General features: G+C 50.8%; 14 protein-coding genes and 1 pseudogene. 9 read left to right on the top strand and 6 right to left on the bottom strand.

Features of this window, described 5'->3' with window-relative positions; genetic code table 11:
• Positions 1-290 (bottom strand): helix-turn-helix domain-containing protein (locus H627_RS0114575; RefSeq protein ID WP_155827955.1); only part of this gene is annotated, 290 nt, incomplete at its 3' end.
• A gap of 69 nt (positions 291-359) precedes the next feature.
• Between H627_RS0114575 and H627_RS18620 the strand changes: the two are divergent.
• Together H627_RS18620 and H627_RS0114585 are read left to right on the top strand one after the other, a co-directional pair.
• A pseudogene (locus H627_RS18620) lies at positions 360-1,322 on the top strand (FAD-dependent oxidoreductase); the annotation flags it as partial.
• A gap of 24 nt (positions 1,323-1,346) precedes the next feature.
• The gene (locus tag H627_RS0114585; RefSeq protein ID WP_027829516.1) at positions 1,347-1,751 is read left to right on the top strand and encodes a VOC family protein; all 405 of its coding nucleotides are present in this window, start codon (positions 1,347-1,349) and stop codon (positions 1,749-1,751) included.
• Between the two features lie 194 nt (positions 1,752-1,945).
• Here the strand turns inward: H627_RS0114585 and H627_RS20240 are convergent, their stop codons facing one another.
• The 4 genes from H627_RS20240 to H627_RS18625 form a co-directional block, all read right to left on the bottom strand.
• Complete coding sequence (locus H627_RS20240) at positions 1,946-2,086, bottom strand: hypothetical protein (protein WP_155827957.1); 141 nt, start codon at positions 2,084-2,086, stop codon at positions 1,946-1,948.
• Positions 2,087-2,268: 182 nt separating this feature from the next.
• Entirely contained in the window at positions 2,269-2,958 is a 690-nt protein-coding gene (locus H627_RS0114595) for an endonuclease/exonuclease/phosphatase family protein (protein ID WP_081674956.1), read from the bottom strand.
• The gene (locus tag H627_RS0114600) at positions 2,959-4,083 is read right to left on the bottom strand and encodes a glycerate kinase family protein (RefSeq protein ID WP_027829518.1); all 1,125 of its coding nucleotides are present in this window, start codon (positions 4,081-4,083) and stop codon (positions 2,959-2,961) included.
• Positions 4,084-4,317: 234 nt separating this feature from the next.
• Positions 4,318-4,569, bottom strand: coding sequence for a DUF898 family protein (locus tag H627_RS18625; protein WP_226999206.1), 252 nt, complete (start codon positions 4,567-4,569; stop codon positions 4,318-4,320).
• 230 nt (positions 4,570-4,799) lie between these two features.
• Here H627_RS18625 and H627_RS0114610 point away from each other — a divergent pair, with 230 nt between their 5' ends.
• From H627_RS0114610 to H627_RS0114640, 7 genes are all read left to right on the top strand, one after another.
• Positions 4,800-5,051: a helix-turn-helix domain-containing protein gene (locus H627_RS0114610; protein ID WP_027829519.1), complete on the top strand. Its 252-nt coding sequence runs from the start codon at positions 4,800-4,802 to the stop codon at positions 5,049-5,051.
• A complete protein-coding gene (locus H627_RS0114615) occupies positions 5,030-5,692 on the top strand; it encodes a hypothetical protein (RefSeq protein ID WP_027829520.1) in 663 nt (220 codons plus the stop codon). The genes H627_RS0114610 and H627_RS0114615 overlap by 22 nt, the downstream gene beginning before the upstream one ends.
• On the top strand, positions 5,689-6,510 hold the full coding sequence (locus H627_RS0114620; protein WP_027829521.1) for a helix-turn-helix domain-containing protein: 822 nt from the start codon (positions 5,689-5,691) through the stop codon (positions 6,508-6,510). The genes H627_RS0114615 and H627_RS0114620 overlap by 4 nt, the downstream gene beginning before the upstream one ends.
• Positions 6,511-6,606: 96 nt before the next feature.
• Positions 6,607-7,131 carry a hypothetical protein gene (locus H627_RS0114625; protein ID WP_152319396.1) on the top strand — a complete coding sequence of 175 codons (525 nt, stop codon included), beginning with the start codon at positions 6,607-6,609 and terminating at the stop codon, positions 7,129-7,131.
• 150 nt (positions 7,132-7,281) lie between these two features.
• Positions 7,282-7,629, top strand: coding sequence for a DMT family transporter (locus H627_RS0114630; protein ID WP_027829523.1), 348 nt, complete (start codon positions 7,282-7,284; stop codon positions 7,627-7,629).
• Between the two features lie 233 nt (positions 7,630-7,862).
• On the top strand, positions 7,863-8,822 hold the full coding sequence (locus H627_RS0114635; RefSeq protein ID WP_027829524.1) for a 2-dehydropantoate 2-reductase: 960 nt from the start codon (positions 7,863-7,865) through the stop codon (positions 8,820-8,822).
• Entirely contained in the window at positions 8,815-9,894 is a 1,080-nt protein-coding gene (locus tag H627_RS0114640) for a PTS sugar transporter subunit IIC (protein ID WP_027829525.1), read from the top strand. Before H627_RS0114635 ends, H627_RS0114640 begins: the two co-directional genes overlap by 8 nt.
• 162 nt (positions 9,895-10,056) lie before the next feature.
• Here the strand turns inward: H627_RS0114640 and H627_RS18630 are convergent.
• Positions 10,057-10,280 (bottom strand): ATP-binding protein (locus H627_RS18630; RefSeq protein ID WP_035441262.1); only part of this gene is annotated, 224 nt, incomplete at its 5' end.

Genomic DNA, 10,280 nt, shown 5'->3' on the forward strand with positions numbered 1-10,280 from the left:
GCTTGAACTCTGCTTACTTGATGTGTATGCACATACTCTACCACAGTAATTTTAAAGGTCTGCGAATACGTAGCCTTGTTGTGTTTGACCTTCAAAGACTCGATACCGTGGGTCCTAGCTTGATTGACCCAGGTTCGAATATTAGCGCGCGAAGGAATACCATATCGAACGCTGAGCTCTCTGTAACCAATACCGCCTTTCAAGTATTCAGAAACCACTTTTGCCTTTAATTCGTTACTATATTTGGTCACAAGAAATGCCCCACAATCGTTAGACTTCTTGTCTAACAATTGTAGGGCACTTCACACGAGGAGATCTCCAAAGGATAGAAACTATCCTTCAACACCATTTGACAAACTTCCGGTAAATCTTATACGGCCGAAAAGATCATCATCGCCACCGGTCAACGGCCCCACCGGCTGGATATTCCTGGGACTGAACTAGCCCACGACAGCCGGGACTTCATAGCATTAACCGCACTGCCGGAACGAATTGGCATTCTTGGTTCTGGCTACATCAGCATGGAGTTTGCGACGATGGCTAATGCTGCTGGGGCCGCCGTTACCGTGTTTATGCGCGGGGACACCGCGTTGCGCGAATTCCATCAACCCTTCGTCAAACAGGTGATGGCGGATATGACTAAACGCGGGGTCGCTTTTGTGCCAAATGCCGACATCTCTGCCCTCACCAAGAAAAAAGACGGCATTGCGATCCACTATGGTGCGCAACAGGAAGAAACCGTCGATTGGGTTCTGGACGCCATTGGTCGTATTCCCAACGCGGACAAAATCGGCCTTGAAGCAGCTGGTGTGGAATACACGAAGCACGGGATTGTGGTGGATGATCACCTACGGACCAATATCCCCAATATCTATGCTTCCGGTGACGTATTGGCTAAGGACCAACCCAAGCTGACCCCCACTGCCACTTTTGAATCCTACTATTTGTTCCATTTATTGAGCGGCCAAACCACTGATCCAATCAATTATCCAGCGATTCCAACGACGGTATATACGTCACCACGGATCGCTAAGGTGGGCGTCACTCCTGAAGCCGCCGCAAACGGTAATTACAAGCTGGTGCACAATCATATCCCGGACGATTGGTATCGCCAGATCGACGAAGAAACCATGGGCGACAACATTTTGATTTTCGACCAGGGTCATCACTTAGTGGGCGCCACGGAATTCAGTGAGCAGGCGGAAGACTCGATCAACACTCTATTACCCGCCGTGGTATTCCACTACGATCAGGCGCAGATGTGGCAATTAGCCCACATTTTCCCGTCAATCAGCGCGTCCGCATGGCACAAGATTCGTTAGTAGAAAGCAGATGACTCATCGGCTATGACCGTTAATGGTGCGCTCCATCACGTTGAAATCTATGTTCGAAATCTGGCAGCCACTCGGCAATTCTATGACTGGCTGCTCGTTGACCACCTGGGCTACCATGTTTATCAGGAATGGGAGAGCGGTATAAGTTATATTCTAGGTGAAGGAACCTACATTGTCTTTGTGCAGTCTGAAAAGCTGGCCGTGCCTTACAATCGGACCAATGTCGGGCTTAATCATCTGGCCTTTAACATGATCGGTCAGGCCGCCGTGGATCGTCTGCGGACAGAGCTGGACACATTGGCGTATCAGGAGTTGTATGCAGCGCGCTATCCTTTTGCAGGCGGGCCGGACCACTATGCGCTGTATTTAGAAGATCCAGATCGTATTAAGATCGAAATTGTTGCGGTGGACGACTGATGGTTGGCAAGTTTTGATAGTTTAGAAAAGTGGACACATCACCAAGCCCATGCTATATTTGAAGTAAGAAAAAAAGGGCACCTGGCAGGGCGCCCCCGGGCTGTTAGCCCTCGCAGAACTGCTTTAAGAGCAGCGACCATAATTTTAGCTAAAAATAACCGCCAACGGGTCAAAGTCGGGCGGTTATTTTTTGCCTACTTTTTCAGCGCTCGGCGCAGCTGCCGGAACGCTGCCACTAGCTTGGTCAAACGGTGTAAAAGCTGCGTCAATAATCCGACCACCGTAATGATGCCAACCAAGCCAATGACGATAGCGGTATAGATCGCCGCTACCATCGGTAAACAAGACCTCCTTCCGTCCAGATTTGTGCGCGTGATGGTCACTATCGCCCATCGGCATCGCCTCTTTCCGTGTTGAAGGTCACCGCCCATAATGCTTTTCTGTTGCTGATAGTATATCATCAATGTTGCTGAAAGCTTAGAGCCGCAAGGATTGTGGGAATTCTCAAACTCTTCCATTAGGCCCAAGACAACTCTGTTTCCAACATCTGGTGATCCGATAGAATTTGGGTCGCCATTTTTTTGTGCGCCACGCGAACGTTGGGCGTCACGATGATGTTATCGATGGCATAGACTTTCATCGTATCATCCCGCCAAGTAAACGTGTCGTACCACTTGTGATCGCCATTAACGCGGTACAGATCTGGCCCCAAAGAGTCCCACTCTGCATGATCCTGGTCCATGTTGAAATCACCCAGAATCACTTTGTGCGGAACCGGGTCGGCGTTGACTGCAGCGAGCAGTTCCGCCACTTGCTGCTGGCGTAAGGCCGGCGTTTCAAATGATAAGTGGGTATTGTACACCGATAATTGGCTATCGGCTACATCGTAAACACCGTGCTGGAACACCCGCCGCTCTTCCCCATAAACGGTATACGGATGGATATATACTTGATGCAGTGGTATCCGTGAAAAAATCGCAATGCCGTATTCGCCGCCCATCAGATCAATGGCTTTAGCAAATTCAAAATAGTAGTTGGCACCGGCGAGTTGTGCTGGCATGTCTCCTGGATTCCGGGTGGTCTGCCGATCAATTTCTTGCACCCCGATGATGTCCAGGTTTTCTGCCGTGAACAGTCGATTAATAGCGGCGACATCAGGCTGGTGTCCACCGGCAATGTTAAAGGTGGCGACGCGTAGTTGTGGAATTTATTTACCTCCATCCATGCTGGCCGCCATGGCACCCACGCGGGCAGCAGTGCGGGCCAGGTTTTCTTTTCCATTGGCAATGGCTTGGGCCAGTGTCATCGGCCGGTCGACGATGGGAAAGACACTGGTCAACCCGTATTGCCGGGCCGTGGCCAGGTCCAATTCTTGGGTGCCCACAATGGCAAAACAGGGCTTGCCGGCCTTTTGCGCCAGCTCGGCCATCCGTACCGGCACCTTGCCATGGATGCTTTGAGTATCTAGCCGGCCTTCTCCAGTCACGACAAAATCGGTTTGGGCCACACGAGAAGGTAAATTGATATCGTTGGCGATAAAATCAAACCCAGACATGTGCTCAGCGCCTAGGACCCGCAACGCAAAACCCATCCCGCCGGCCGCACCATCGCCTGCTCCTTGCCCATGCTCGGTGGGATCCAAAACATCCGCGAAGTGATAAAAGGCCTTCTCTAGACTCTCTTGCTGGTCATCAACGCCCTTTTGCGGACCGAACATCTGGACTGCTCCAGTGGGACCAGTCAGCGGGCTATCCACATCGGCGCATGCCACCAGCTGGATGTCGTGGAGACTGACGGCCGCATCGTTATACTTTTCGACTTTGGCCAATGACGGTACAGTGGGGGGCAGTTCGTTACCTTGATCATCGTAGAACTTGACGCCTAGTGCCCCTAATAAACCGATGCCGGCATCGGTGGTCCCAGAACCGCCCAGAGCCACGACAATCTTTTGCACGCCTTGCTGGGTGGCGTCCTGAATCATTTCTCCCGTCCCAATTGAGCTGGTGGTTAACGGGTCGACGAACCCGTCCTGGGTCGTTGCAAATTGAATCCCGCTGGCCTCAGCCACATCAATGATGGCCAAGTGTTGGGAGGCGTCGATGACATACTGCACGGGTATCGGTTTTCCCACCATATTGGTCACCGTCAGCTGACGCCACATGGCGGTGGAGTGATTGGCTAAATAGGCGGCGCTGGTCCCTTCCCCGCCATCTGCGATGGCCGCAGCGTCGGTGACGATGCGGTATTTGCTGAAGGCTTGGGTGACGATATTTGCGGCTTCCTGACTGGAAAATGAACCTTTGAATGAATCGATGGCGACTAGTGCCCGCATGGTTTTTTCCTCCTAAAAACAATTTTGGTGCCAAGCAGTTTCTCTTGTATGACCAAAATGATGTATGCTACTATTCTGCTTGGAAGTAATTATATCCTTCGACGTGTGGGAGATACGTTGCCACCGGGGCCTCATACCGGAGTTTGCTTTGCGGTAATTGCTTAAACCGTCATTTCTCCCTATACATAGTTGCAACCGCTTTGCTTTTGGGCTGGCGGTTTTTTCGTATTATTTCTAATTCACGAAAATGGTATGGCTCACGCGCCAGTTCTCCAACTTAATCCGCACCCAGAAACTGTATATCCCGATCGTAATGATCGACAACAACAACCACTTGATCCAACTACCAAAAAGTCCCAGTGCAGTGCCTGAAAACTGCATCCGGTGACCGTCCACGACGGTATGATTGATCCGCCAGCCGTAAATCATCGTCAGCGCCCAGGGATAGCAGATCCCCAGTGTAAAGACGGTTACCAGAAAGCCCAATAGGGACTACCCGATCCATGATGCCAAGCCGCCATCAAAGAATGATGTCCGGCCGTTTTTTGTCTCCAACCCATTTTGCATAATTTCCCTCCATAATTCACTACTATCTACATTCTACCGTTTCCGCTTGTGATTGCCATCACTGGGCGGTTCCCTTCAGTCACTGAATTTGCATATCCGGCGTATTTCGACTAACTTTAGAATCAATATTTCTCAAGGAGGAACACGCGATGACCATTACGCTGGGCGCACTATTGCGGGATCAACGAAAAGGGCAGGGGCTATCCATTGCCGAAATCAGTCATGACATCACCAGTCCATCATCGGTTTCGCACTTTGAACGCGGGCAAACCGAGTTGTCCGCTACCAAGTTTATGCAGCTGATGCGCCGGGCTGCCGGCCGGTTGGACTGGCCGCAATTTGAGTTAGAATACAGCGATCCTCAGATCCTCAGGACTATATGTATCGGTCCAATGTATTGATTGGTGAAAAACGGCCCGCGGCGGAGTTTTATGCATTGGCCATGGACTATCTGCAGCGATACGAAAAGTCCCATTGGTTCTATGATCTGGCCTTTGCTATCATTGCTCGAGATTACGCCGCGACGCGATTAGGTATGGAATTACCGGCGCTGCCGCCCATGGTGTATCCGCCGGCCACGCACTACCTATTACATATTCAGCATTGGCAATCTTACGACGCGCTCTTGGCGGCGTGTATGCAAATCCATTGCAGTCTCACTGACTTGCATACCATCGTGACTTCAATGGCCGCGCCCTATCATAATCAAAATCAACCACCTGAAGCGGATCAAACGCAAAATATGGTCACGCAAGCAATCATGAACATTGTCCGGGGCATGATGATGGGCGGGGAATTTGCGACGGCCCGGGAACTGTTGCCGGTCATCGATACCTTTCCCCTCACGGATCTCAACCAATATATTCTGCGGGCGATGGATCACTTGATGCTGGCCTTCCATGATGATCCGCAGATGGATTTGCAGACCCCGCTGACTCAAATCACGGCAGGCCTAACCCTTTTGACGATTCAGGTTCATCCCGATCAGGTCCGTGGGGATTGGCAAAAGTTTATGACGACGGAAACGGGGCGGCACGAATGAGCTTAGGTGAACATTACGGCAAGCTTCGCCAGGAACGGGGCTTTTCACTCCGGCAAGCCGCGCGGAACGATTTGACTGCATCGGCACTGAGCCGTTTTGAGAATGGCAAAACAGAACTTTCCGCCAGTCAGTTTGTGCGGGCCATGGCCAATTTACAATTGAATTGGAATGAGTTTTATGCGGCTTTACCAGAGCAGTCCAGTTTTCTCGCCCAAATTGATACCGCCTATTTGACGGGCAATCAGCCGTTCTTAGAAAAAGTGATCAATGCGGCTGATGCTGCAGGACAGCCGCTCACTGCTAACTTTGGTCGGTTGCAAGGAAACATTTATCGCAATATGGCGTTTCCCCACTTCGACACGGTCATTCAAACACTGTATACCGCCATCACCAGCGTGTCGCAATGGCGTATTCTGGAATTCCACATCGCGGAGGACTTAATTCTGAAACTGCCGGCCCATCAGGTGGATCCATTCATGATATCCGTCATCCGGCAATATGAGCGCGCTCAAAGTCGCGGAGTGACTGGTGATTATGTCACAGGTAATACGCTGTTAAGGGCAGCTTTAAGAAAGCTGGCCCAAGACCCGCCCGAAATTGACCGCGCCCACACGTATTTTGACCAGGTTGTCCGGCAGCGCGATTGGGAGGATGAGTACCTGATCGGCGGCGAATTGTTGGCAAATGAGACTGCCGCTTCACCGACCTTTACCAAAACCCAGACCCTTTTCCAGTTTTGGCAAGCCATTGGCAAGGGCAACGATTATTTTCGCCAACTGGTCACACCAATATTGCAGCGGCAAGGATTTTTACAATAACGCCAGGCGAATACACGGATTGCCGTGTATTTTTGTATACCAGTGGCGTTGCAGATATGCACATTTTTCATCGTTTCTCGGTAGGCATGTTATCGTATGGAACATACTCGACTGCCCGTGAAATCAACCCAAGGCGAGATTCTGATCGTGAGGGGGCGGTTTTACCTGTTGAAGAATTTGTCAGCTGCGTCACTACCACTGATCACGTTGCTTCTGCTCTTATCCGCCTGCGGTCAGTCTCGCCAAACCATCGGCGCGGCTACCGTCAAAACCAAAATCACGACCGCCAGTCAGCAATCCACCAACGATCAGCAAGTCAGTCATACCAATACCGAAAAACAAATCGATGTCACCCAATTCGTCCAGGACCATGTCATCGCGGCGCCCAAGTCGGATTGGCAAATCAATAAGGCCGGTGTCCAGGCCATCGCCATGTACTTACATACGCCATCCTGCAGCGCAGCTGATGCGCGAGCACTCCTTGACCCTGCGATTGTCAGCGACGGTGCAAGAATTGTAATCATCGACCTGAATAAGTTTGCTCAGGAACTCAACAACCGGCGGCTCGCCGATAGCGCTTATCAATTTACCGGGAATGGCGTCGTCACAATTGCTTACTAGCCGGATTTGCCAATTTTCTTTTCCCGTGCTATCCTAGCAATCATAAATTAATTACACACTGCCGCCGGGCAGTTACCGTGTGTTGCTCCGTTAGGTCTAGTCGGAGTAATATACGGTTTTTTTTTCGTCAAAAACAAGGAGGAATTAACAATGGCGTGGTTATACTTAGTAATTGCAGGAATTTTTGAGATGGTATGGGCGACGTTTATGAAGCTCAGCAACGGTTTCACCCATATTGGTTGGACGATCGCGACCTTGATCGGGATGGTTGCTAGTTTTGGTTTCTTGGCCAAAGCGACGGCGAAACTGCCCATGAGTCTGGCGTATCCAATTTGGACCGGCATTGGCGCAGTGGGCACCGTCCTTATCGGTGTGCTGCTGTTCGGTGACCGGTTGAAGCCAGCGACTTGGATTTTTGTCATTTTGCTTTTCATCGGCATTATTGGCATCAAAATGACGGCCAGCGAAGGAGAAATTGGGCACTTGCTCATATTGTGAATGGTTATACGAAATTAATAAAACTAATCTAGCCATTCTGACTGTCACCCATTCCCAATAGTTCGTTCTGGTAAAAGAAAAGCAGCTGAAAACTAACCGCTGTGTGAACCGTATCGGCGAACATGGCGTGCACACGATTTTCTTAAATTTCGACCTTATTTTCGATTTGTGTCAGATTGACCGAATTCCCATCTCCTGTTAAACTTGTCACAAATGGAAAAGAGGCTATTATAATGAAAATTACTGTTGTTGGCGCCGGTGGTATGGGCAGCCGTTTCGCGATCATGTTGCATCAAGCTGGTCATAATGTTGAATTGGTCGATGGTTGGCAAGACAATGTCGACGCCATCCGGGCCAATGGCTTAAAGGCGGACTTTAACGGGGAACCCGTGACCGTCAAGTTACCAATTTATTCCCCTGCCGAGGTAGACGCGACGGGTGAGGAGCTGGACCTGATCATCGTCTTTACGAAATCCAACCAATTACGGTCCATGATGGAAGCCGTGAAGCCGATCATTTCGCCAGTCACTTATGTCCTGTGTCTGCTTAACGGCATCGGCCATGAGGATATTCTGGAAGATTACGTCGCCAAGGACCACTTGATTCTCGGCATCACCATGTGGACCGCCGGAATGACTGGCCCTGGCCAAGTGACTCTGGTGGGTAATGGTGACGTGGAGTTGCAAAACTTTGAACCCGCCGGTGAAGCTTTCACCAAACAAGTCGTGCAAGTATTCACTGAAGCGGGGCTCAATCCGAAGTACAGTGAGAACGTCAAGTATTCAATTTGGCGGAAGGCTTGTGTGAACGGGACCTTGAACTGCTTATGCTCGCTGCTGGAATGCAACATCGGCGAACTGGGCAGCACCACAGTGGCCCCGGACTTGCTGCACACAATTATTGCTGAATTTGCGACTGTGGCGGCTAAAGAAGGTATCAACTTGGACGAACAGGAAGTTTACGACCATGTGGCTGGTACATTTACCGCCAACATTGCGGGACACTATCCGTCCATGTATCAGGATCTGGTCAAGAACCATCGCGCCACCGAAATTGATTTCATCAATGGAGCCGTGTGGCGTAAGGGTCAAAAATATGGCATTCCCACACCCTACTGTGCGTTGTTAACGCAGTTGATCCATGCGAAGGAGCAATTGGTGGGAGCCGTGGAAAGGACGAAAGCGCATGTCTAGTAATGCCGCAACGCCTAAAATGACGCCGAAACTTTTCTTCAACAAAGTCTTGGCTGGTACCGCCACCGGGATCATCGTGGGGTTAATCCCTAACGCCGTCTTGGCAGCTATTCTGAAATTATTCGGGCAAAATCAAATCGCCCTGCAACTAACTCATGTCGTAGTCGTGTTCCAAGTCGCCACACCACTGTTAATTGGCGCCTTGATTGCCCTGCAGTTTGGTCTGGCACCACTGGATATGGCAATCGTCGCCGGGGCCGCGTATGTGGGTTCCGGAGTCACCCAGTTCAACGCCGTGGCGGTAAATCCGACCACGAAAGCGGCGGGGATGTATCTCTCTGCCGGGACCGGCGACTTGATCAATACCATGATCACCGCCGCCTTAGCCGTGGGACTCACGATGCTCATTGGGACAAAATTCGGTTCTGTAAAAATCGTCCTCTCACCCATCATCGTGGGGGCTGGGGCCGGTTGGGTCGGCTGGCTGATCCTACCTTATGTCGCCAAAATCACGACTTGGATCGGTAACTTGATCAACTCCTTCACGACGCTGCAACCAATCTTGATGAGTATCCTGATTACCTGCATGTTCGCGATGCTGATCATCACTCCGATTTCCACTGTCGCCATTGGGATGGCGATTCAGCTCAGCGGCGTCTCCGCTGGGGCCGCCGCCATGGGTGTGGCCGTGACCACAGTCGTATTGGTAATTCATTCCTGGAAGACGAACAAGTCCGGCGTTACCATCGCTGTGGCCTTAGGTGCCATGAAGTTGATGATTCCGAACCTCTTCCGCCATCCAATCATTCTGCTGCCAATATTGACCACCAGCGTCATTTCTGCCATTCCTGTTGCTCTATTCAGCGTTTCCGGTACACCGGCTTCCGCTGGGTTCGGCCTGGTCGGTTTGGTTGGCCCGCTGGCGTCAATTGATGCCGGCCTGAACTTCGTGATGGCCTTAGTCGTGTGGTTTGCTGTGCCCATCGTGGTGGGCTGGCTGTCACGGCTGGTATACGAGAAGATGCTGCATCTTTATGATGAAAAAGTGGTCTTCGCTTACTTAGGCGACTAATCTTTGTTGCCCACAAAATAAAAAACCGTTTGGTGTCGACGATGTCAACGCCGACGATAAAATGACATTTTTTGCCGATTAGAAAATGTTGTTTTTTGCCGGTTTAGTTGAGCTGCGTTTCTCCTTTCCAATTAGTGGTGATGCTTCAGTTAGGCCAGAGGCCTAACCAGTATCATTCGGTGCTTTGTCCGCTTTGGGCTCTGTGATATGGCCCTTCATGCGGTATGACCGGCCGTTGATCCGAATCACGCGGGAGTGGTGCACCAGTCGATCAAGAATGGCATTAGCCAGAGTCTTGTCGGCGAATGTATCGTCCCACTTGGAGAGGGCAATGTTGGTCGTGATGATCGTTGATTTCCGTTCATAACGGCGCTCGATAAGCTGGA

This window comes from Schleiferilactobacillus harbinensis DSM 16991 (assembly GCF_000425885.1).
Classification (GTDB): Bacteria; Bacillota; Bacilli; order Lactobacillales; family Lactobacillaceae; genus Schleiferilactobacillus; species Schleiferilactobacillus harbinensis.

What these genes read in the sequence shown, in the direction of transcription:
- H627_RS20240 (WP_155827957.1), bottom strand. Translation starts at nt 2,086, where the DNA reads ATGGTAGCGGCGATCTATACCGCTATCGTCATTGGCTTGGTTGGCATC.
- H627_RS0114640 (WP_027829525.1), top strand. Translation starts at nt 8,815, where the DNA reads ATGTCTAGTAATGCCGCAACGCCTAAAATGACGCCGAAACTTTTCTTC.
- H627_RS0114615 (WP_027829520.1), top strand. Translation starts at nt 5,030, where the DNA reads ATGTATCGGTCCAATGTATTGATTGGTGAAAAACGGCCCGCGGCGGAG.
- H627_RS0114635 (WP_027829524.1), top strand. Translation starts at nt 7,863, where the DNA reads ATGAAAATTACTGTTGTTGGCGCCGGTGGTATGGGCAGCCGTTTCGCG.
- H627_RS0114610 (WP_027829519.1), top strand. Translation starts at nt 4,800, where the DNA reads ATGACCATTACGCTGGGCGCACTATTGCGGGATCAACGAAAAGGGCAG.
- H627_RS0114600 (WP_027829518.1), bottom strand. Translation starts at nt 4,083, where the DNA reads ATGCGGGCACTAGTCGCCATCGATTCATTCAAAGGTTCATTTTCCAGT.
- H627_RS0114625 (WP_152319396.1), top strand. Translation starts at nt 6,607, where the DNA reads ATGGAACATACTCGACTGCCCGTGAAATCAACCCAAGGCGAGATTCTG.
- H627_RS0114620 (WP_027829521.1), top strand. Translation starts at nt 5,689, where the DNA reads ATGAGCTTAGGTGAACATTACGGCAAGCTTCGCCAGGAACGGGGCTTT.
- H627_RS0114630 (WP_027829523.1), top strand. Translation starts at nt 7,282, where the DNA reads ATGGCGTGGTTATACTTAGTAATTGCAGGAATTTTTGAGATGGTATGG.
- H627_RS0114585 (WP_027829516.1), top strand. Translation starts at nt 1,347, where the DNA reads ATGACCGTTAATGGTGCGCTCCATCACGTTGAAATCTATGTTCGAAAT.